At 72.3% G+C, this 19,807-nt stretch carries 17 protein-coding genes; 6 read left to right on the top strand and 11 right to left on the bottom strand.

The annotated features are described in order from the left end of the window. Positions 1 to 134 precede the first annotated feature (134 nt). Positions 135 to 734 (top strand): TetR/AcrR family transcriptional regulator, encoded by a 600-nt coding sequence (locus GB932_RS12900; protein ID WP_156761106.1) that lies wholly within the window; start codon positions 135 to 137, stop codon positions 732 to 734. A 3-nt stretch (positions 735 to 737) separates the two neighbouring features. On the opposite strand, the gene GB932_RS12895 is transcribed toward GB932_RS12900, so the two are convergent. The 3 genes from GB932_RS12895 to GB932_RS12885 all read right to left on the bottom strand — a co-directional run bounded on the left by GB932_RS12895 (position 738) and on the right by GB932_RS12885 (position 3,540). Further along, on the bottom strand, positions 738 to 2,138 hold the full coding sequence (locus tag GB932_RS12895; protein WP_231916182.1) for a permease: 1,401 nt from the start codon (positions 2,136 to 2,138) through the stop codon (positions 738 to 740). Next, complete coding sequence (locus GB932_RS12890) at positions 2,135 to 2,872, bottom strand: ABC transporter ATP-binding protein (protein WP_156761105.1); 738 nt, start codon at positions 2,870 to 2,872, stop codon at positions 2,135 to 2,137. Before GB932_RS12890 ends, GB932_RS12895 begins: the two co-directional genes overlap by 4 nt. Positions 2,873 to 2,961: 89 nt before the next feature. Further along, positions 2,962 to 3,540 (bottom strand): TetR/AcrR family transcriptional regulator, encoded by a 579-nt coding sequence (locus GB932_RS12885; RefSeq protein ID WP_156761104.1) that lies wholly within the window; start codon positions 3,538 to 3,540, stop codon positions 2,962 to 2,964. A 63-nt stretch (positions 3,541 to 3,603) separates the two neighbouring features. On the opposite strand from GB932_RS12885, the gene GB932_RS12880 reads away from it, so the two are divergent. Together GB932_RS12880 and GB932_RS12875 are read left to right on the top strand one after the other, a co-directional pair. Then, entirely contained in the window at positions 3,604 to 3,990 is a 387-nt protein-coding gene (locus GB932_RS12880; RefSeq protein ID WP_156761103.1) for a DUF1304 domain-containing protein, read from the top strand. Positions 3,991 to 4,028: 38 nt separating this feature from the next. Continuing rightward, entirely contained in the window at positions 4,029 to 5,039 is a 1,011-nt protein-coding gene (locus GB932_RS12875; protein WP_156761102.1) for an NADP-dependent oxidoreductase, read from the top strand. A gap of 38 nt (positions 5,040 to 5,077) precedes the next feature. Here the strand turns inward: GB932_RS12875 and pepN are convergent, their stop codons facing one another. Next, complete coding sequence (gene pepN / locus GB932_RS12870; protein ID WP_156761101.1) at positions 5,078 to 7,597, bottom strand: aminopeptidase N; 2,520 nt, start codon at positions 7,595 to 7,597, stop codon at positions 5,078 to 5,080. Positions 7,598 to 7,667: 70 nt separating this feature from the next. Between pepN and GB932_RS12865 the strand changes: the two genes are divergently transcribed. Further along, positions 7,668 to 9,260, top strand: a complete 1,593-nt coding sequence (locus tag GB932_RS12865) for a cation:proton antiporter domain-containing protein (RefSeq protein WP_156761100.1) — start codon at positions 7,668 to 7,670, stop codon at positions 9,258 to 9,260. A gap of 25 nt (positions 9,261 to 9,285) precedes the next feature. Here GB932_RS12865 and GB932_RS12860 read toward each other — a convergent pair whose 3' ends face one another. The 7 genes from GB932_RS12860 to GB932_RS12830 are packed head-to-tail and all read right to left on the bottom strand — an operon-like array spanning position 9,286 to position 16,630. Further along, positions 9,286 to 9,792, bottom strand: a complete 507-nt coding sequence (locus GB932_RS12860) for a flavin reductase family protein (RefSeq protein ID WP_156761099.1) — start codon at positions 9,790 to 9,792, stop codon at positions 9,286 to 9,288. Between the two features lie 18 nt (positions 9,793 to 9,810). After that, a complete protein-coding gene (locus GB932_RS12855; protein ID WP_156761098.1) occupies positions 9,811 to 10,473 on the bottom strand; it encodes a ferredoxin-NADPH reductase in 663 nt (220 codons plus the stop codon). 4 nt (positions 10,474 to 10,477) lie between these two features. Beyond that, entirely contained in the window at positions 10,478 to 11,374 is an 897-nt protein-coding gene (locus GB932_RS12850) for a carbohydrate ABC transporter permease (protein ID WP_197517473.1), read from the bottom strand. Continuing rightward, positions 11,374 to 12,294, bottom strand: a complete 921-nt coding sequence (locus GB932_RS12845) for a carbohydrate ABC transporter permease (RefSeq protein ID WP_156761097.1) — start codon at positions 12,292 to 12,294, stop codon at positions 11,374 to 11,376. Before GB932_RS12845 ends, GB932_RS12850 begins: the two co-directional genes overlap by 1 nt. A gap of 55 nt (positions 12,295 to 12,349) precedes the next feature. Continuing rightward, on the bottom strand, positions 12,350 to 13,630 hold the full coding sequence (locus GB932_RS12840; protein WP_156761096.1) for an extracellular solute-binding protein: 1,281 nt from the start codon (positions 13,628 to 13,630) through the stop codon (positions 12,350 to 12,352). 43 nt (positions 13,631 to 13,673) lie between these two features. Beyond that, entirely contained in the window at positions 13,674 to 15,620 is a 1,947-nt protein-coding gene (locus GB932_RS12835; protein ID WP_156761095.1) for a DUF2264 domain-containing protein, read from the bottom strand. Beyond that, entirely contained in the window at positions 15,617 to 16,630 is a 1,014-nt protein-coding gene (locus tag GB932_RS12830; protein WP_156761094.1) for a hydroxyacid dehydrogenase, read from the bottom strand. Before GB932_RS12830 ends, GB932_RS12835 begins: the two co-directional genes overlap by 4 nt. 110 nt (positions 16,631 to 16,740) lie before the next feature. Here GB932_RS12830 and GB932_RS12825 point away from each other — a divergent pair, with 110 nt between their 5' ends. Together GB932_RS12825 and GB932_RS12820 are read left to right on the top strand one after the other, a co-directional pair. Next, positions 16,741 to 18,630 carry a heparinase II/III family protein gene (locus GB932_RS12825; RefSeq protein ID WP_156761093.1) on the top strand — a complete coding sequence of 630 codons (1,890 nt, stop codon included), beginning with the start codon at positions 16,741 to 16,743 and terminating at the stop codon, positions 18,628 to 18,630. Then, positions 18,627 to 19,733, top strand: a complete 1,107-nt coding sequence (locus tag GB932_RS12820) for a substrate-binding domain-containing protein (RefSeq protein ID WP_156761092.1) — start codon at positions 18,627 to 18,629, stop codon at positions 19,731 to 19,733. Before GB932_RS12825 ends, GB932_RS12820 begins: the two co-directional genes overlap by 4 nt. Positions 19,734 to 19,807 lie beyond the last annotated feature (74 nt).

Here is a 19,807-nt window from a genome sequence, read left to right as displayed (position 1 = left end):
CACGAGAGTACGTGCCGGGCGCGTCGCAGCGGGAAACGACACGGGGCACCGCACGGCACGGAGCCTGACAGTTCGCGCAGAGCGTCTGGGCGGCGCGGGTGCACGGCTGGCGCGATCTGCGGCAGACTGACCGCATGACGACCACCCCCGAACCCTCGTCTGACGATCCGCGGGCCGTGCGCAGCCGCCAGCGGCTCGGCGAAGCCCTCGTCCGCGTGCTCGCGCGCGAGGACCTGTCGAGCATCGGCGTCGCGGAGCTGTGCCGGGAGGCGGGCGTGCACCGCACGACCTTCTACGGGCACTACGACAGCGTCGGCGAGCTCGCCGCGGACGTATACGCCTCGATGATCGACGAGGCCGCGACCGCATCGCCCCGCCCCGGCGATCGGCCCGATGCCATCAGCCGCGCGTATCTCGACGCGACCGTCTCCCTCCTCCGCGCGATCGCCCGCGATCGCCAGGCGATCCGCTCGCTCCTCGATTCGCCCGTCTCGCTCGGCTTCCGAAAGCGCCTCCGGAGCCACTTCCTGCGGAAGGCCGCCTCCGCGATCTCCGTGATCCGAGACAGCGGGGTCGACCTCCCCGAGAACACCGATGTGGGAGCGGCATATGTCGCGGGCGGCATCGTGAGCGCGATCGAGCTCTGGGCGAGCGTCGACGGCGACGACGCCGAGGCCTTCGCGCAGCGGATCTTCGCCAACATGCCGCGGTGGTGGCCGGCCCCGAGCGCCTGATCCCTACTCCGCGCGGTCCGGCTCGTGCAGGACGCGCGTGAGGATGGGCCGCGTCGCCCACAGCGCCAGCCGCACGAGCAGGATCCCGAGGGCGAAGCACGAGAGCATCACGAGGATCGACACGGGCGCGAGGATGATCGACATCCCGAGCAGGGGGAACACGAGCGCGCCGCCCGCGATCGCCGAGACGATCACCGTGAACAGCAGCGGCCCCATCGTGGCGCGCGTCCGCGCCGCCTCCATCGTCCGGCGCGGCATGCCGATCCGGTCCAGCGCCACGTAGAGGCCGCGGCGGTCGAGGATCGCGGCGGCCTGGTTGACCCCGACCGAGCAGGCGACCATGAGGAACGACACGATGAGAGTGATGAGGATCCCCGTGCGCACATCGGACATCAGGTGCGCCTCGGGCCCTTCGGCGGCGCCCGCCGCGGCGAACGCCATGCCGGATCCGCCGATGACGGCGACGAACGTCGTCATCGCCATCCCCCCGACCTGTCGCCACGCCGCCTTGGGCGACTCGAGCACAGCGCGGGCCGCGATGAGCTGATCGGGCGTGCGCGCCCGCTTGGCGCGGATCCGGGCGTGCACGCCGATCGCCCACGGCCCGATGAGGCCGAGCACGCCGACGCCCGCGGCGAAGCAGCCGCCGACGGCGATCACGACCGCCGCGTAGCCGGGCAGCAGGCTCAGCGCGCTGAGCACCGCGTACGCGGCGGCGATGACGACGACCGTGACGACCGCGCGCAGCCAGTGCACGCGCGGCGCCTGCTGTTTCGTGCGCACGCCGAGGGGCGAGATGTTCACGCGGCGCAGCCCAACCGCCGCGCTGAGGGCCGCGACGAGGGCGACGGCGCCGACGACGGACGCCAGGGGTCCCGCTCCCACCCACAGCGACGCGGCGCCGATGGGCCGGCCGAGGAACGGGATCAGGCCCACGAGCGGCATCATCGCGAGGTACAGCAGCGATCCGGCGATCGCCCCCGCGACGGCGACCGCGGTCGACTCGAGGATCGTCATGATCGTCACGAGGGCCGGTGTCGCGCCGAGCAGGCGCAGGGTCGCGAGGCGATCGTCGCGACGGCGGGCGGACAGGCGCGCGGCCGCCCCGCCCAGGGACATGAGGGGAACGGCGAGGATCGCGAGCGCGACGACGCTGAGCAGCTGATACGTCGAGACCATGCCGGCGTCGTCGTCGGGCCAGGTCCAGAACATCAGGACGCCGCCGAGCACCGTGAGCAGGAGCGCGGTGGTGACGGCGAACGCGACGGCGGGGAGCGCGAGCGCCGCCGCGCTCTGCACGCTCGGCCGCGAGAGGTGCCAGGTGAGGCGCAGGACGGGCGCGCGGCCCGAACCGCGGCCGAGGGGTGCGGGAGGCGCGGCACGCCCGATCGTCGCGGCCGTCATCGCGCGACCGCCGTCGCGGAGTCTCCGGCGACGATCCGCCCGTCGCGGAGCCGGATGGTGCGGGTGCAGCGCGCCGCGACCTGCGGATCATGCGTCACGACCACGAGCGCGTGCCCCTGTCGGAGCGTCGAGTCGAGCAGTGCCGTCATGACCTCGCCCGATGTCGCCGAGTCGAGCGCACCCGTCGGCTCGTCCGCGAAGACGACACGGGCGCCCGTGGCCTGGGCACGCGCGATCGCGACGCGCTGCGCCTGCCCGCCCGAGAGCTGCCCGATGCGGCGATCATCCATTCCCGCGAGTCCGAGGGCGGCGAGCCACTGCGCCGCGTGCACCTGCGCGGCCTCCCGCGGATGGCCCGCGAGCATGAGCGGGAGCGCGACGTTCTCGACGGCCGTGAGCTCGGGCACGAGCAGGCCCTGCTGGAAGACGAAGCCGAGCTCCTCGCGGCGCAGCGCGGAGCGCTCGGCCTCGCGCAGGGCGTGCACGGAGCGCGCGCCCGACCGGGTCTGCAGGGTCACGGCGCCCGCATCCGGCACGATGATGCCCGCGAGCACGTGCAGGAGCGTCGTCTTGCCGGATCCGGAGGCGCCCATGATCGCGACGGCCTCGCCCGCGCGCACGTCGATGTCGACGCCCGCGAGCGCGTACGTCGGGCCGTAGGCCTTGACGAGGCCGTGCCCGCTCAGCAGCGGAGCGGACGGATCCTGAGGATTATGGGGTGCTGGAGTGTGCATGCTCCCATGTCACCGGATCCCGCGTCCCGTGTCGTCAGCCATCGGGACCGCCCGCGTCATCCTCGGGATGTATTCGCGGGCGGCGCACGTCATCCCTCGAGCAGCTCGATCGCCGTGTCGAGCGCCGAGGCGGCGGCGGCCGCGTCGACGCGCACGGTCGCGAGCGCGGCGACGACGAGGCCCGCCAGGGCCTCTGCGAGCCGGGCCCGCTCCGCCGCGCCGCGCCGCGGGTGCCGCGCGGCGACGCCCGCGGCGAGCGCATCGCGCAGCTCGGCGCGGTAGGCAGCGATCGTCTCCGCGACCGCGTGGTCATCTCCGATCGGGGCGGCGGCCGCGTTGATGAGGAGGCAGCCGCTCGTCGCCGGCAGCGTGCTCGCGCGCCCGAGCGCGTCCTTCAGCCCCGCGAGGTACTCGCGAGCGGCGGCGGGAGACACCGGGTCGCCCTGCAGGGGGCGGAGCCGCGGCCGCACGACCTCGTCGAGGTAGCTGTCGACGGCCGCGTCGAACAGCCCGCGCTTGGATCCGAACGCATGGTAGAGGCTCGAGCGGCCGAGGCCCGTCGCCTCCTCGAGCGCGGGAACGGCGGCGCCCTCGTATCCGTGGTGCCAGAACACCTCGCGCGCGGCCCGCGCCGCGTCGGCGCGGTCGAAGCTCCGAATCCGCCCCATGCCTGTCCTCCCGTCGTCGCCGCAGGGCTATATTGTAACAATCATTCTAGAAAAGGAGCGCACATGATCATCGCAGGTCTCGTGCTCGCCGCACTCGCGGCGCTGGTGCACGTCTACATCTTCTTCCTCGAGTCGATCGCGTGGACGAGCCCGCGCGCCCTCGCGACGTTCGGCCTGACGCGCGAGGCCGCCGAGGCGCAGAAGGAGCTCGCGTTCAACCAGGGCTTCTACAACCTGTTCCTCGCGATCGCCGCGGCGCTCGGCGTCGCCCTCTTCGCCGTCGGCAGCACGGCCGTCGGGGCGACGCTCGTGTTCGCGGGCGCGGGGTCGATGGCCGCCGCGAGCCTCGTGCTGATCGTCTCGAGCCCCGACAAGTCGGCGGCCGCCCTGAAGCAGGGCGTCGCCCCGGTGCTCTCGATCATCGCGCTCGCCGTCGGCCTCGCGCTCTGACCGTCCCGACACCCGAAACGAAGGAGAACGACCGCCTCATGGCATCCGCCGTCAGCACCCAGATCCAGCTCGTCGCCCGCCCGAACGGGTGGCCGACGCACGACGACTTCCGCACCACCCGGGTCTCATACGACGATCCCGCCCCCGGCGAGGTCCGGGTCGAGAACGCGTTCGTCTCCGTGGATCCCTATATGCGGGGCCGCATGAACGACGCGCGCAGCTACGTCGCGCCCTACGCCCTCGGCGAGACGATGACGGGTGGCGCCGTCGGACGCGTCGTCGCCTCGGCGTCCGACGACGTGCCCGTCGGCAGCGTCGTGGTGCATCAGCTCGGCTGGCGCGACATCGCACAGGCCGACGCGACTCAGTTCCGCGTCGTCCCCGACCTGCCGGGTGTGCCGCTGTCGCTGCGCCTGCACGTGCTCGGCATGACAGCGCTCACAGCCTATGTGGGCCTCACGCGCGTCGCCGAGATGCGAGAGGGCGACACGGTCTTCATCTCCGGCGCCGCGGGCGCCGTCGGCACGGCGGCGGGGCAGATCGCCCGCCTGCTCGGCGCGAAGCGCGTGATCGGCTCCGCGGGCTCGCCCGAGAAGGTCGCGCTGCTCACCTCGAAGTACGGCTACGACGCGGCGTTCGACTACCGGTCGGCACCCGTGCGCGAGCAGCTCGCCTCGGCCGCCCCCGATGGCATCGACGTGTACTTCGACAATGTCGGCGGGGATCACCTCGAGGCCGCCCTCGACGCCTTCAACGACGGCGGCAGGGCCGCGCTGTGCGGCGCGATCGCCACCTACAACACGGGGGCGCCCGTCCCCGGCCCCGACAATCTGTCCAACATCGTCACGCGGGGCCTGCGCCTCGAGGGCTTCACCGTGGGCAACCACCTCGCGGCCTCGCCCGAGTTCCAGGAGCGCATGGGCGCCTGGCTCGCCGAGGGGCGCATCGCGTACGACGAGACGATCGTCGACGGCATCGACGGCGCCGTCGACGCGTTCCTCGACATGATGCGCGGCGCCAACACCGGGAAGATGCTCGTCCGGATCTGATCGGTCGGTGCGGGGCCCGCGGGCCCCGCACCGGCGGATCATTCGAACGAGGGCTGCGCCGCGCGCACGGACAGATCGCGCGCGAGGTGATCGCGCTGCTCGATCACGATGCGCCGCAGGGATCCCGGCGCGCCCTCGTACCGCTCGAGCCACGCGTCGACGAGGTCGAGCGTGTCGGTGTGCGGGAACAGACCGCGCACGAGGCGGCGCGCGATCTCGATCGACCGGCTCGCCCAGGCATCGCCGATCGACGCGAAGTACTCCTCGTCGAAGCGCGCGATCAGGTCACGGCGGCCGCCCGCCCGGAAGCCCGCGATCGTCGCGCCGAGGTGATCGTTCGACAGCGTCTCGTCGGTCCAGGCCGCCGCCCACGCGGCCGCGCGCACCGCGGCATCCGGCCGCGCCGCGAACGCCTCGATCGACGCCGTGCGGCCAGACATCGTGTCGTCGCGGGCGAGCTCGGCTCGGATCGCGTCCTCGTCGGCATGGCCCGTCGCGGCGAGCGCCTGAGTCCAGATCCAGCGCAGATCGGCGTCGAGCGGGAGCCCCTCGGGCGCCGCCTGCTCCCCCGCGAGGATCCGGGAGATGTCGTCGGCGCGGCCTGACGCGCCCGCCGCCGCGCGCCCGACGGCGCGCGCCCACGCGAGCTGCGCGTCGCTTCCCGCCTCGGCGCCGGCGAGACCCTCCCAGGTGGTCTCGAGCCACATCGCGCGGGCGTCGCCTCTGACATCGTCCGCGACGAAGTGCTCGACCGCGTGCGCGGCGTTGGCGAGGGTCCCTGCGAGGAGGCCGACGTTCTCCTCGGCGGGCGCGTGCCGGCGCACGATCTCGAGATAGCGCAGGGCGGGGAGCTCCCCGTCGCGCGTCGCGTTCCAGAGCGCCGACCACACGAGGCCGCGGGCGAGCGCCTCGTCGATCGTCGACAGCCCGCGCTCGGCGGCGCGCAGGGATCCCGCGTCGAGGCGGGCCTTCGCATACGTGAGGTCGCCGTCGTTGACGAGCGCGAGGGCGGGCTCCTCGCCGTCCGGGAGCGTCAGTTCGACGGGGGTCGTCTCGTCGGCGATGTCGAGCTCGACGCTGTCTCGCCGCACGAGCGCCCCGTCGACCCAGCCGAACAGGCCGATGCGCAGTCGATGCGGCCGCGGATCGGTCTGCGTCAGCACGGCGCCGTCATCGGTGCGCTCGAGGCTCAGCGTCGACATCCCCGTCGTCTCGAGCCACGCCGCCGACCACGCCCGCATGTCGCGCCCGGACGCGACCTCGAGGGCGCGCAGCAGATCCTCGAGCGTCGTGCTGCCGTATGCGTGATCGCGGAAGTAGGCGCGCGCCCCCGCGAAGAAGGCCTCCTCGCCGACGAACGCGACGAGCTGCTTGAGCACCGACGCGCCCTTCGCGTACGTGATGCCGTCGAAGTTCAGCTTCGCGGCCTCGAGGTCCGGGATGTCGGCGACGATCGGGTGCGTCGTGGGCAGCTGATCCTGCTCATAGGCCCAGGCCTTGCGCCGGTTCGCAAACGACGCCCATGCGTCCGTGAAGCGCGTCGCCGCGACCGATGCGTGCGACCCCATGTAGTCGGCGAACGACTCCTTCAGCCAGAGGTCGTCCCACCACGTCATCGTGACGAGATCGCCGAACCACATGTGCGCCATCTCGTGCAGGATCGTGTTCGCGCGGCCCTCGTGCTGCGCATCGGTCGAGGCGCCGCGGAAGACGTAGCTCTCCGTGAACGTCACGAGGCCGGGGTTCTCCATGGCGCCGAGGTTGTACTCGGGCACGAAGATCTGGTCGTACTTGCCCCACGGATAGGAGAACGCGAAGGCGTCCGTGTAGAAGTCGAGACCCTGCTTCGTGATCTCGAAGATCTCCGGGGAGTCGAGATGCTCGGCGAGCGAGGCGCGGCAGAAGGCGCCGAGCTCGACCCGCTGGCCGTCGCGGGTCCACTCGTCCGCGACGCGGTGGTACGGGCCCGCCGCGACGGAGGTGATGTACGACGAGATCGGCAGCGTCGGGGCGAACTCGACGGTCTGCGCCTGCCCGCCGCCCGTCGTGAGCACGGCGCGCTGGTTGGACAGCACGTGCCAGCCGGACGGCGCCGTCACGACGAAGGTGTACGGGGCCTTCATGTCGGGCTGCTCGAAGCAGGCCATGACGCGCCGGGAGTCGGCGGGCTCGTACTGCGTGTACAGGTAGGTCTCTCCGTCGACCGGGTCGACGAACCGGTGCAGCCCCTCGCCCGAGCGGCTGTACGCGCCCGTCGCCTCGACGCGCACCTCGTTCGTCTCCGACAGCCCGGAGATCGTGATCCGCGCGCCGTCCCAGACGACGGGGTGGTCGACGCCGTTGACGACGACGCGGTCCACGCCCTCGCCGAGGAAGTCGATCCACGTCATGTCCGTCGTCGCGTCGAAGACCAGGGTCGTCGTCGTGAGGAATCCGGTGGTGCCCGGATCGCGGGCGCCCGAGACGTCGAGGTCGACCCTGACGCCGGTCAGCCGGATCTCGGCGGAACGGGAGGCCGTCTCCTCACGGGAGAGGTTGGCAGCGAGGTGTGCACTCATCCCCCCATCGTATGGACGGCGCCGCCCCTGATCGCGTCGGCGCCCGCGCGGCACGCCCTAGAATCCGTGTATGTTCACGACGACGGCGGCCATCTACCTCGCCGTCGCGTTCGGACTGGGCCTCGCCGCCGTCCTCCTGCGGCTGCCTCCCCTCGTCGGCTTCCTCGCCGCCGGCTTCGCGCTCGCCGCGAGCGGCATCGACGACCTCCCGCTCGTCGAGGAGGCCTCGAGCCTCGGCGTGACGCTCCTGCTGTTCGGGATCGGCCTCAAGCTCGACGTGCGCACGCTCGTGCGCAAGGAGATCTGGCTGACGAACGGCACGCACATGCTCGTCTCGACGGCCCTCGGAGTCGGATTCCTCGCCGTGCTCGCGACCTTCGGGATCGGCCTGCTCGACGGCACCCACCTCGGCACGTGGGCGCTTCTGGGGTTCGGACTGTCGTTCTCCTCGACCGTCTTCGTCGTGAAGGTGCTCGACGACCGCTCCGATGTCACCGCGACCTACGGCCGGATCGCGGTCGGCGTGCTCGTCCTGCAGGACATCGCCGCCGTCGTGTTCCTCACCATCGCGACGGGCGAGATGCCGTCACCGTGGGCGCTCGCCCTCGTCGCCCTCCTCCCCGCCGCATGGCTGTTCCGGCGCATCTGGGATCTCATCGACTCGCCGGATATGCAGGTTCTCTACGGCATCGTGCTTGCGCTCGTGCCGGGATACGCGCTGTTCGAGGCCGTCGGCCTCAAGGGCGATCTCGGCGCGCTCATCATCGGCGCGCTGCTCGCAAGCCACCCGGGCGCGAGCGAGCTGTCGCACCGGCTGCTGAGCGTGAAGGAGCTCCTGCTCATCGCGTTCTTCCTCGACATCGGCCTCGGCGGCACGCCGACGCTCGAGCTCTTCGGCATGGCGGGGCTCCTGCTCCTGCTGCTGCCGCTGCAGACCCTCCTGTACGTGGGTCTCCTCTGGGGCATGGGCATGCGCCACAGGACGTCGTGGCTCACAGCGCTCGTGATGGCGAACTACTCCGAATTCGGCCTCATCGTCGCCGTCACGGGCGCCTCCCTCGGCCTGATCACGGACGACTGGGTGACGGTCCTCGCGCTCGCGGTCGCCGTCAGCTTCGTCCTGTCGGCGCTGCTCAACGCGCGGGGCGTGCGGTTCTCGGAGGCGCTGTCGGCGCGCATGCCCGCGCAGAGCACGGCGCGCATGCACCCGGAGGACCGGCCGATCGACATCGGCCACGCCACGGCGCTCGTCCTCGGCATGGGCCGCGTGGGGCGCGCGGCGTTCACGCGGCTGCGCGACGAGCACGGGATCGCCGCGGTCGGCGTCGAGCACGACGCGACGCGCGTGGCGAGCCTGCGGGAGGCGGGCCTCGACGTCATGCAGGCCGATGCGACCGACTCCGATTTCTGGGCGCGCGTGACGCGATCGGATCAGGTCGAGATCGCGATCCTCGCGATGCCGTTCCACACCTCGAACCTCGACGCGCTCGAGATGCTCCGCGCGAGCGGCTTCTCCGGCACGGTCGCCGCCGTCGTGCGCAGCGACCACGACCGGGAGGATCTCGTGGCGCACGGCGCCGATGCCGTCTTCCACCTGTATGGGAGCGCCGGCACGGCCCTCGCCGATCAGACGATCGAGGCGCTGGAGGATCCGGCCGCGTAGACCGGCGGGATCTGGGCCGCCCGCGTCAGAGCGCCGCGTGCTCGGGATCGAAGCGGTGGAACCGCCGATCGACGTAGAGCAGCGGGTCGCCCGCCTCCCCCGCCTCGACGCCCGTCACCTCGGCGACGACGAGGACGGATCCGCCGACCGCGACGGTGTCGATGATGCGGCCGGAGAGTCGGGCGCGCGCTCCCGCGAGCCGCGGCGCGCCATCGACGTCGATGCTCCACCCCTGCCCGTCGACGAACCGCTCCCCGCCCGAGCGGGCGAACTGCTCCGCCGTGTCGAGGTGGTCGGGCGTGAGGAAGTGCACCTGCAGCGCCGCCGCGCCGAGCAGCGCGCCCGCCGTGCCCGTCGCGCGCGTGACCGAGAACGACAGGGCGGGCGGATCGATCGCGACCGACGACACGCTCGAGGCCGTGAGGCCGACGGGGCCGTCGGGCGTGACGGCCGTGATGAGCGTCACGGCGAGCGGGTGGTCGCGGAAGACGGCCTTGAATCCGTCGACGAGTCCGAGTGCATTCTCCTGCATGCTCTCGACGCTACCGCCTCACGCGGCCGCCGGACGCAGCACCGGCTGCAGGCTGTGGCGCGCGCCCGCCCACACCACGTAGAGGCACGCCGACGCCGTGAGCCCGATCGCGAGGGCGGGCGCCATCACGAACACGCCCGCCTGCGCTCCCGCGGCCGCCAGCGACACGAGCGTGAACGGCCACCGGCGCACGGCCGTGGCCGCCGACGCGCGCAGCAGGTCCGTGAAGCGCGCCGTCGGCGCCTCCACGAGGGCCGCGAGCTGGACCATGCCCGTGCCGATCGCGATCACGACGAGCACGACGAGTACGGGCCCGGCGACCGCGCCGGGCCCCGTCGGGACGAGCACGAACAGATCGACGATCGCGACCACGACGACCGCCGTCACGAGGGCGCTCACACCGAGCGCGCGCCCCCACACCCGCGCGAGGCCGCGGAAGAAGGGCCGCACGACGCCCCGCTCGCCCTCGCGGTGCGCGCGGAACGCCGCGAAGGATCCCGCGACGCCCGGCCCCGTGGCCGCCGCCGCGACCGCGAGAAGCGGCCACGACAGCGATGGATCCGTCGTGACGAGCAGGAGCACGAGCGGCGCGCAGGTGACGGCGAGCAGCGCGTTCGTGACGAGGACGAGCTGTGCGACGGAGAACAGCGAGTCGTACATCGAGTGCGGGATCCGGCGCATCGGCTCAGCCCTTCATGCCGCTCGTCGCGATGCCCTCGACGAAGAACCGCTGGCCGAAAAGGAAGATGATCGCGATCGGCACGACGGAGATGACGAGGCCCGAGAACAGCACGCCGTAGTCGACGTCGTAGAGGCTCGAGACGAAGTTCTGCAGCCCGAGCTGCAGGGTCCACAGGCTCGGATCGCGCAGGTAGATCAGCGGCCCGAGGTAGTCGTTCCACGTGTTCACGAAGGTCAGCAGCGACAGGCTCGCGATCGCGGGGATCGACAGCGGCATCATGATGCGCCACCAGATCCCATACTCGCTGAGCCCGTCGAGGCGCGCCGCCTCCGAGAGGTCCTCGGGCACCGTCTCGTAGAACTGCTTCATGAGGAACACGCCGAATGCGCCGAACGTCTGCAGGAAGATGATCGACCAGAGGGTGTTCGCGAGGCCGGCGTTCGTCAGCATGATGAACTGCGGGATCATGTACGACTGCCACGGCACGGCGATCGTCGCGACGTACAGCAGGAACAGCGCGTTGCGCCCCGGGAAGCGGATCCGGGAGAAGCCGTAGGCCGCGAACGACCCGGTGAGCACCTGAAGGGCTGTCACCGAGACCGAGAGGATCAGCGTGTTCCGGATCCACGTGAGGATGTCGCTGCGGGTCCAGATCGAGGTGTAGTTCTCCCACACGAAGACCTCGGGGAGCCACCGGACCGGCACCGAGAACACCGAGTTGGCGTCCTTGAGCGAGCTCATGACCATCCAGAAGAACGGCGTGAGCAGCGCCGCGGCGGCGGCGATCAGGATCACGTAGAGGACGCCGCGCCTCACGCGCTGCGCGGCCTCGCCCGACTCGCCCGCTCGGCGCGGGCGGCGCGTCGGGCCCGGGGCGACGAGGGTCATCGTCTCGCTCATCAGACGCTCCTCTTCTTGTTCCACAGGTACTGGGCGATGGTGACGACGAGGCAGAGGGCGAACAGCACGACCGACGCGGACGAGGCGTATCCGAACTCGTTCTCCTCGAAGCCCTTGCGGTAGATGAACTGGCTGAGGACGGTCGTCGACTGGCCGGGCCCGCCCTGTGTGAGGACGAGGATCAGGTCGAAGATCTTCAGCGAGTTGATCGTGAGGATCACGGTGACGAAGAACATCGTCGGGCGCAGGCACGGCAGCGTCACGTTGAAGAACCGGTGCACGACGTTCGCGCCGTCGACGCGCGCGGCCTCGTGCAGCTCCCGCGGCACGGTCTGCAGCCCGGCGAGGAACAGCACCATGTAGTACCCCATGTCGCGCCACGTGCTGATGATCACGACGGCCGGCATCGCCCATTCGGGCGAGGTGAGCCAACCGGGCGGCTCGGCGAGCCCGACGAAGCGCAGCGCCTCGTTGATCGGACCGTAGTCGGGGCTGAACAGCAGGTTCCAGACGAGGGCGATCGCGACGATCGATGTGATGTAGGGGAAGAACGCCGCCGTGCGGAAGAAGGCGACCCCGCGCAGCTTGTTGTTGAGCAGCAGCGCCAGGCCGAGCGATACGACGATCGTGAGCGGGACGTGCATCACCGTGTAGTAGATCGTGTTGACGAACGACTTCACGAAGGCGCCGTCGCCGAGCAGGCGCTGGAAGTTGTCGAATCCGATGAAGGTCGACGTGCCGAAGATGTTCCAGTCGGTCAGCGACATGTAGAACATCACGACCACGGGCACGAGCGTGAGCAGCGCGAAGCCGGCGAAGTTCGGGAGGATGAAGCTCCAGCCGAGCAGGGTGTTGCGCACGCGCATGCGCGAGGCGCGCCGGCGCGGTGTCGCGGTGCGGGCGGGGGTTGTCGTCGTCATGGCTCTCCTTCGACGCGGGGCGCGCCGGCCGGTGCCGGCCGGCGCGCGAACCGGGTCAGTCCTGGCCGACCTCGTTCTCGACCCGCTCCTCGGCCTCGGCGATCGCCTCGTCGACGCCCTGCGATCCGGAGAGGATCGCGGAGTGCAGGTCGCCCAGGATGTTCTGGATCGCCGCGGTGCGGCTCGACGTGGGGTTCTCCGGCAGCGTCTCGTGCGTCTGCACGGCGAACGCCGACAGCTCGTCCTCGGGCGCACCGTCGGCGCTGAAGTACGCGTCGACGACGGCGTCGTCGAGGAAGGCGGGCGTGATGCCGATCTCGGCGAGCGCGACGGCGGCCTCCGAGCTCGCGGCATACGCGAGGAACTCCTTCGCGAGCTCCTGCTTCTCGTCGCTGATGCCGGAGTTGATGCCGAATCCGGTCGGGTCGCCGAAGGTCACGGGAGTGGCATCGGTTCCCGTCGTCGAGGCGTCGAGCTGCGGGATCGGCGCGATCCCCCACTCGAAGTCGTCGGCCTCACCCGATGCCTGCTGCGAGACGAGGGTGGCGACGTACCAGGTCCCCATGGACATCATGGCGGCGCGCTGGTTGCCGAACTCGCCCTGGTAGGTCAGCTGGTTGGCCGAGACCGTGTTGAACGCCTCCTGGGCGCCGGTGTCCTGCAGTTCGAGCGCACGCTCGTAATACGGCGCGAGGTGGCCGTAGTCGCCGTCGAGGATGTCGGCGCCGGACTGGGCGTTCGCGAAGCCCTGCACGACCGACTGCCAGCTGTGCTGGTAGGCGCCCTTGGCGTCGGTCGCGCCCGCGAGCTCCTCGGCCGCGGCGGCGTAGTCGTCCCACGTCCAGCTGCCGTCGGGCTGGTCGACGCCGGCGGAGTCGAAGAGATCCTTGTTGTAGAAGAGGACCCACGAGTCCTGGCGGTACGGCGTCGCATACGCGGCGCCGTCCACCTGGTAGGCCTCGGCGCCGCCGATGCCGTCCGGCACCTCGACGTCCGAGACGTCGACGAGCTGGCCGCCCTCCTGGAAGGTCGTGACGTACTTGACCTCCTTCTGGGTGATGATGTCGGGCGCGCTGCCGGCAGCGAGGTCGGCCGTCACGAGGGTGTTGTACTCGGTCGGGTCGTAGTCGACGACCTCGACTGAGACGCCCTCGTGGACGGCCTCGAATCCGTCGGCGAGGAGTTGGAACTCGGGCGTCGTCGCGACGCTCCATCCCGAGATCGTGAGGGTGTCCGGATCCCCGGAGGAGCCGCCGTCGGCGGATCCGGAGCAGCCGGTGAGGAGGAGCGCGGCGCCCGCTGTCGCAGCGACGCCGATCTGTGTCGAACGCTTCATCGCGTGGCCTTTCGTCGTGATGGTGGGTGTCGTGAGGGAAGGGTCAGAGGTCGCGTGCCGTGGGGACCGCGGACGCCGGATCGACGACGGTCGCGCCGCCATCCGGCCAGGTGATGCGCCAGGCGTCGCCCGCATCGCGCGACGCGGCGGGCGGCTCGGCGGCCCGCACGGGGTCGCCGAGGAACGCCGCGGCGACGATCCATTCGCCGTCCGGCGCGTCCGTGGCGATCCACGGGACGGACGTGGCGCCGTCGAGCGGGGTCACATCGCCGAGGCAGGTCACGCCCGCGCGGGCGGATCCGTGCAGCGCCACCACGCGGCTCGCGAGGCGCGCCGTGCGGATCCACGCCTCGCCTGCGTCGGCGACGTCGCCAGTGAGGGGCCAGCCGCCGGCGCGCACGGTGCCGTCGTGGCCGAGGTCCTCCTCACCGGCCCGCACGCGCACGAAGCGCACGTCCCAGGCGCCGCGGACGACGGAGACGGTGTCGACGAGCGGCCCGGGAACCGACCGTGTGACCGTGTCGCCGCCGCCGTGATCCGGATCGCCCGCGAAGGCGAGCGGCCAGCGCGCCCGTGCGGTCGAGGCCGCGAGCGCCGTGGAGGCGTCGAGCGCGACGATCTCGCCGCGCGCGAAGCCGGAGCGGTGGCTCGCGACGCCACCCCGCAGGAGGCCGATGTGGTTGTCGAGCGGATCCGCCACGGTGTCGCCCACGAGGGCCGGCGACGTCGCCGTCGAATAGCCGAGCCGCGCGTAGAGCGGCCCGTCGGCGTATCCGTCGCCCTCGTCGCGGTGGTCGGTGCCGTGGTTGGCGATGCGCGCCACGCCGTCGTCGGCCGACGCGATCCAGCCCGGAGCCGCGATCACGCGCGTGAAGGCGCCCTCGTCGGCGGGGAGTGGCAGCTCGGTCGCGGACCAGACGGGGTGGTCCTCCGACAGCGCGATGCCGAGCAGGCCCTTGGCCGCCCAGTACGGGGATCCCGGCCCCGAGTAGCGCTGGGCCATGCGGCGCCAGGGGCCGTGCCACCCGATGGGCAGCACGCCGTCGTCGCCGGGGGCGCCGTGCCGGGCGAAGTGCGCGACCTGACCGCTCGCGGCACGGCGCAGGAGCCCGAGGTCGTGACGCGAGGATCCGCCGAGCACGGCGGCCCATGCGGGTCCGGCCGTCGCGAAGCGATAGGTGAGGCTGCGCCCCTGGAACAGCGGCGCGCCATCCGCCCCGATGAGGTGCAGCGCGTCGTCGAGGTAGTCGTCGAGGGCGGCGCGGGAGCGTTCGAGCCGCGCGGTCCACCGCTCGTCGCCGCGGACCATGTCGCCCCAGATCACGGGATAGAACGGCAGCGCCCATCCGCAGTAGTGGTCGTACGCGCGCTCGTGGCCGTCCGACGACCATCCGCCGCCGCGCTCGAAGCTGTCCAGGAGCGCCAGGTCGGCCTCGATGTCGTCGGGGCGGTGCGCGGCGCCGACGCTCGCGAGGAACTGCGAGGTGAGGATCCGGAACCACGCCCAGTTGTTCGGCGGGTACGGCGCGCCGAGGAAGCCCGAGAGGTAGTCGACGACGTGCGTGCGCGTCTCGTCCGAGAAGCGTGCCCAGATCTGGTCGCGCGTGAGGTGCAGGCCGAGCGCGAGCGCGGCCGACTCGACCTTCGCCTGATCGACCTCGTCGGGGCGGAGCCAGCGCTCGGGCGAGGCGGGGTCGACGCCCGCCGCGAAGCCGCTCGCGTACCGCTCGGCGAGCTCGGTGGTCCCCTCCGGATCCCCCGCGATGCGGAACGCCGCGAGCATGAACGTGCGGGCGAAGCCCTCGAGGGCGTCGACGTCGGCGCCGTAGCCGCCGGGCGCCCCGGGAAAGCGGACGAAGGCGCCGCCCGGACTCGTGTGGCGCCGGGCGCCGTCGAGGATCGCATCGGCGACGCGCAGCCAGTGCGCGCGCGTCCAGCCCGTGTACGGCGAGAGGTCGCGATCGGTCTCGGGAAGCGTCAGGAGGCTCACGCCGTCACCCCCATGTCATGCGCGTGCACGCGGTGCATCGCCGGCCGGTCCGCGGCGAACGCCTCGAGCTCGTCGAGCGCGGCGTCCGCCAGTCGGCGGGTCTCGCCGCCGAGGGATCCGGCGATGTGCGGCGTGATGGCGACGTTCGGCAGGGCGAGCAGCGGGGATGCGAGCGGGAGCGGCTCGGGCTCGGTGACGTCGAGGACCGCGTCGATGCGCCCGCCGCGGCACTGGTCGAGGAGGGCGTCGTGGTCGAGGATCGCGCCGCGCGCCGTGTTGATGAGCACGGCGCCATCGCGCAGCGCGGCGAGCTCGACGCGGCCGATCATGTGGCGGGTCGAGGGAAGCGAGGGCGCGTGCAGCGAGAGCACGTCGACGACGGGGAGCATCTCCTCGAGCGACACGAGCTCCGCGCCCGCCGCCGCGACGCGCTCGGGATCGGCGAACGGATCGGCGACCAGCACGCGCGCCCCATCGAGCTCGCGGAGCCTGTCGACGACGCGGCGCCCCGTGCGGGAGAAGCCGACGATGCCGATCGTGCGGCCGAGGTTTCCGTACCCGGGGCGGGGCTCGTGGCCGAATGATCCGCGGCCCTGGTCGTGGGCCGTGCGCATGTGGAAGAACGCGCGCTTCGTCGCGAGCACGATCGCGGCGTGCGTGTACTCGGCGACCGGGATGGCGTTCGCGTCCGCGGCCGTCGTGACGAGGATGTCTCTCTCCCACAGCGCGTCCGTGGCGAGCTCGCGCACCGTGCCTGCGGCATGGAAGACGGCCTGGAGGCGGGGCATCCGGGCGAGGAGATCGGCGTCGAGGGCGGGCGCCCCCCATGAGGTGATGAGCACCTCGGTCTCGGCGAGCGCCGCGGCGTGGGCAGGGTCTCCGAGGTCGCCGAGGAACAGCGGCTGCCCCGCGTCGGCGATCGACGAGATCCGCTCGAGGCGCGCCTCATCGAACAGGAGGCGGAACGTGTCCTCACCCATCGCGAGGTGGGTGCGTGGTGCGTGGGACATGTGCTCTCCAGCGAGGTCTTCGTCGGCCCTTGCGGGTTCTTACCTCTCCAAGTAATGCTGAAGAAGCACACACGCTCAAACAACACGAACGCAATGGATCCTACTCGAACATGATCGAACATGCCGGGACGGCGCACCGCCGCGCCTCCCTCCTCCCTCGCGGCTCCGTCACGGCCCTGTGGCGCGCGCACGCGACGCCGACATCACCCGCCCCCGACGCGGACGACCGCCACGCGTGGGGCGGCGTCCCGGCCGCGGTCCGCGACGCGCTTCTCGAACGGGCCGCCGCGGACCGTCGCGAACCCTGGCCCCAGACGCTGCTCACGGACTGGGCCGCGTACGGCAGCCGCGGCAGCCGCGTCGCCTACGAGGATCCGTTCTTCGCCCGGACGGAACGGATCACGCGCGCCGTGCTCGCGGCGGCGGTCGCGCCGAGCGACGAGAATCTGGCGGAGGCGGCGAACGGACTGTGGCTGCTGTGCGAGCAGTCGAGCTGGTGCTGGCCCGCGCACGACGATGCGTTCACGCGCGGGCTGCTCACGACCGACACCGCGCGCCCCGTCGTCGACCTGGGCACCGGCGAGGCCGCGGCGCAGGCCGCCTGGGCAGACATCGTGCTCGGCCCACAGCTCGATCGCGCCTTCCCCGGCGTCCGGCACCGGCTGCGAAACGAGACCGTGCGCCGCGCGCTCGAGCCGTTCCTCGCCGAGCCCTGGCACTGGGAGGGCACGGAGGAGCGCATGCACAACTGGGCGCCCTGGATCTACGGAAACCTGCTCGTGGCGGCCCATGCCTTCGCCGACGGCGAGCTGCGAGACGCCGTTGAGGGGAGGTGCGTCGACGGCATCGACCGCTACCTCGCTCAGCTGCCCGCCGATGGCGCGATCGACGAGGGCTTCGGATACTGGTGGCAGGGCGCGGCGCGGGCCCTCGACGCGCTCGGGCTCATCGACGCCGCCGCGGGCGGCGCGATCTCACGCGAGGCGGCCGGCGGATCCCTGTCTGGGCTCGTCGAGCTCGTGCGCTTCCCGGAACGGGTGCACCTCGGCGGCGACTGGTACGCCAGCTGGTCCGACGCGGATGCGCGGGCGGCGGAGCTCCCCGCGTGGCACTCGCTCTTCCGGGCGGCGCGCCTGTGCGGAACCGAGGCGTCCGCGGGCTTCGCCGCGGCGCACGCGGATCCGATCGAGGCGGCGACGCGGTCAGCCGCGAACCAGAGCGGGCTCGGGCGGCTGGCGCTCGCGCTGCTCGACCACGACTGGCACGCGGCCATCGCCCGCGCGGCCGACGGCGCGGCATCCCCCCTCCCCGCACGTGTCGACCTGCCGTCGATCGGCGTCGGCATCGCACGCGAGCGGGCGGGATCCGTCGAGGGGCTGACTCTCGTGGCCAAGGCCGGGCACAACGACGAGGCCCACAACCACAACGACCTCGGCGCGATCTCGATCGCCGTCGACGGCGTGCCCGTCGTGATCGATCCTGGCCGCGAGACCTACACGGCGCAGACGTTCTCCGACGGCCGCTACGACCTCTGGTACGTCTCGAGCGACTGGCACAGCGCACCCTGGCCGCGCGGCCTCACCCAGCGGCCGGGCGCGGACAGCCGCGCCCAGGCGACGGCGGACGAGACCGGATGGACGATCGACCTCAGCCGCGCCTACCCGCTCGCGGACGGCGAGAGGTGGGTGCGCCGGACCGAGATCGCCGACGGATCCGTGCGGGTGCGCGACGAGTGGGCGCTCGGCGACGGCGCGGGCGCCGTCGTGCTCGTCTGCGCTGGCGTGCCGCGCACCGACGGCGACGAGGTCGTCGTCCCCGCCCCCGACGGCGGGCGCGGGCTGCGCATCGCGCACGACGCCGCGACCTGCCGGATCGAGACGCGCGAGGTGACGGATCCGCTGATGGCGCGCTCGTGGGGCGAGAAGGTGAGCCGCATCGTGCTCGAGGCGGCGGCGGGCGCGGCGTCGCTCGAGGTCCGCGCGCGGGCGGAGGCGTCATGAGCGATTCCTCGCGGCCCTTCGGCCTCTCGCGGCGCGAGCACATCATGGACGAGCTGCGGCGCACGGGATCCGTGCGGGTGAGCGACCTCGCACGCGCCCTCGGCGTCGCGGAGCTCACGATCCGCCGCGACATCGGGCGCCTCGCCGACGAGGGGCTCGTCACCCGGGTGCACGGCGGGGCGACCCTCCGCAGCGCGCTCGACACGACCGTGCCGACCCGCGCCACCTCGTCGGCGCCCCGGTTCCGCGTCGGCATGGTCGTGCCGTCGCTGAACTACTACTGGCCGCAGGTCGTCGTGGGCGCGCGGGCCGCCGCGACCGAACAGCGTGTGCAGCTCGTGCTGCGGGGCGCGAGCTACGCGATCGACGACCAGCGCCGCCAGATCGCCTCCCTGCTCGACGGGGGCGGCGTGCACGGCCTCATCGTCGCGCCCGAGAACCTCGGCCCCGACGGCCACGCGATGCTGCAGTGGCTCGACCAGCTGCCGCTGCCTGTCGTGCTCGTCGAACGGCAGGCGCCCGCTGCGCTGGGGCTCACGCGGCTCGAGTGGGTCACGACCGACCATGTGTTCGGGGGCGAGCTCGCCCTCCGGCACCTCGCGGCGCGGGGGCATCGGCGCGTCGGCATCGTGACCGCGGCGCAGTCGCCGACGTCATCGCAGCTGCGCCGCGGCTGGCTCCGCGCGACGTCCGCGCTCGGCGTCGACTCGCCCATCGACGTGTCGGTGTCGCTGGATCGGCTCGCGAGCACGGCGCGCGGCGATGCGCTCGGAACGCTCCTCGACGATGTGCGCACCCGAGAATGCACCGCCCTCCTGGTGCACTCGGATCCGCAGGCCGTCCTGCTGCAGCAGTTCGCAGCGGACCACGGGTGGGCTCTGCCGGAGGACCTTGCGATCATGGCGTACGACGACGAGATCGCCGAGGGCGCGGATCCGCCCCTCACGGCCCTGCGCCCCGCGAAGGAGCACGTCGGACGTCGCGCCGTCGAGACGATGGCCGCCCGCCTCGCGGAGGGCGCGCGCCGCCCGGTCGAGCGCGTGCAGATCGTCCCACAGCTGCGCGAGCGGGCCTCGACCCGGGGCGCGCCCCGCGACGCCTGACGGCCGCCGCGAGAGCACACGAACTGCGCGAGAGCACACGACATGTCGTGTGCTCTCGCGCAGGGTCTGTGCGT

The sequence above is a fragment of the Microbacterium karelineae genome (genome assembly GCF_009745985.1).
Taxonomy (GTDB): Bacteria; Actinomycetota; Actinomycetes; order Actinomycetales; family Microbacteriaceae; genus Microbacterium; species Microbacterium karelineae.
The sequence above is the reverse complement of the archived record's forward strand: the minus strand, read 5'-3'. Positions and strand labels throughout refer to the sequence as shown.

Bases quoted from the DNA above. Each gene is read 5' to 3' on its own strand.
- GB932_RS12900 (WP_156761106.1), top strand. From the start codon at position 135: ATGACGACCACCCCCGAACCCTCGTCTGACGATCCGCGGGCCGTGCGC.
- GB932_RS12895 (WP_231916182.1), bottom strand. From the start codon at position 2,138: ATGACGGCCGCGACGATCGGGCGTGCCGCGCCTCCCGCACCCCTCGGC.
- GB932_RS12890 (WP_156761105.1), bottom strand. From the start codon at position 2,872: ATGCACACTCCAGCACCCCATAATCCTCAGGATCCGTCCGCTCCGCTG.
- GB932_RS12885 (WP_156761104.1), bottom strand. From the start codon at position 3,540: ATGGGGCGGATTCGGAGCTTCGACCGCGCCGACGCGGCGCGGGCCGCG.
- GB932_RS12880 (WP_156761103.1), top strand. From the start codon at position 3,604: ATGATCATCGCAGGTCTCGTGCTCGCCGCACTCGCGGCGCTGGTGCAC.
- GB932_RS12875 (WP_156761102.1), top strand. From the start codon at position 4,029: ATGGCATCCGCCGTCAGCACCCAGATCCAGCTCGTCGCCCGCCCGAAC.
- pepN (WP_156761101.1), bottom strand. From the start codon at position 7,597: ATGAGTGCACACCTCGCTGCCAACCTCTCCCGTGAGGAGACGGCCTCC.
- GB932_RS12865 (WP_156761100.1), top strand. From the start codon at position 7,668: ATGTTCACGACGACGGCGGCCATCTACCTCGCCGTCGCGTTCGGACTG.
- GB932_RS12860 (WP_156761099.1), bottom strand. From the start codon at position 9,792: ATGCAGGAGAATGCACTCGGACTCGTCGACGGATTCAAGGCCGTCTTC.
- GB932_RS12855 (WP_156761098.1), bottom strand. From the start codon at position 10,473: ATGCGCCGGATCCCGCACTCGATGTACGACTCGCTGTTCTCCGTCGCA.
- GB932_RS12850 (WP_197517473.1), bottom strand. From the start codon at position 11,374: ATGAGCGAGACGATGACCCTCGTCGCCCCGGGCCCGACGCGCCGCCCG.
- GB932_RS12845 (WP_156761097.1), bottom strand. From the start codon at position 12,294: ATGACGACGACAACCCCCGCCCGCACCGCGACACCGCGCCGGCGCGCC.
- GB932_RS12840 (WP_156761096.1), bottom strand. From the start codon at position 13,630: ATGAAGCGTTCGACACAGATCGGCGTCGCTGCGACAGCGGGCGCCGCG.
- GB932_RS12830 (WP_156761094.1), bottom strand. From the start codon at position 16,630: ATGTCCCACGCACCACGCACCCACCTCGCGATGGGTGAGGACACGTTC.
- GB932_RS12825 (WP_156761093.1), top strand. From the start codon at position 16,741: ATGATCGAACATGCCGGGACGGCGCACCGCCGCGCCTCCCTCCTCCCT.
- GB932_RS12820 (WP_156761092.1), top strand. From the start codon at position 18,627: ATGAGCGATTCCTCGCGGCCCTTCGGCCTCTCGCGGCGCGAGCACATC.